Origin of the sequence: Paenibacillus sp. O199 (genome assembly GCF_001636635.1) — a bacterium.
In the GTDB taxonomy this organism is placed as follows: Bacteria; Bacillota; Bacilli; order Paenibacillales; family Paenibacillaceae; genus Paenibacillus; species Paenibacillus marchantiae.
Genome location: NZ_LGRP01000101.1, coordinates 1 through 540, shown reverse-complemented (window position 1 = coordinate 540; position 540 = coordinate 1). Strand labels below are relative to the sequence as shown.

The 540-nt window shown below is 54.3% G+C and carries 1 rRNA gene; it reads right to left on the bottom strand.

The window, feature by feature from the left end:
• Window positions 1-38: 38 nt before the first annotated feature.
• Window positions 39-540: ribosomal RNA gene (locus A6049_RS32285) — 16S ribosomal RNA — on the bottom strand; the annotation flags it as partial.

Here is a 540-nt window from a genome sequence, read left to right as displayed (position 1 = left end):
TATTTGAATGTTTCCACTCGGGAAACGATTCTCCATAGAAAGGAGGTGATCCAGCCGCACCTTCCGATACGGCTACCTTGTTACGACTTCACCCCAATCATCTATCCCACCTTCGGCGGCTGGCTCCTTGCGGTTACCCCACCGACTTCGGGTGTTATAAACTCTCGTGGTGTGACGGGCGGTGTGTACAAGACCCGGGAACGTATTCACCGCGGCATGCTGATCCGCGATTACTAGCAATTCCGACTTCATGCAGGCGAGTTGCAGCCTGCAATCCGAACTGAGACCGGCTTTGTTGGGATTGGCTCCATCTCGCGATTTCGCAGCCCGTTGTACCGGCCATTGTAGTACGTGTGTAGCCCAGGTCATAAGGGGCATGATGATTTGACGTCATCCCCACCTTCCTCCGGTTTGTCACCGGCAGTCTATCTAGAGTGCCCACCCGAAGTGCTGGCAACTAAATATAAGGGTTGCGCTCGTTGCGGGACTTAACCCAACATCTCACGACACGAGCTGACGACAACCATGCACCACCTGTCT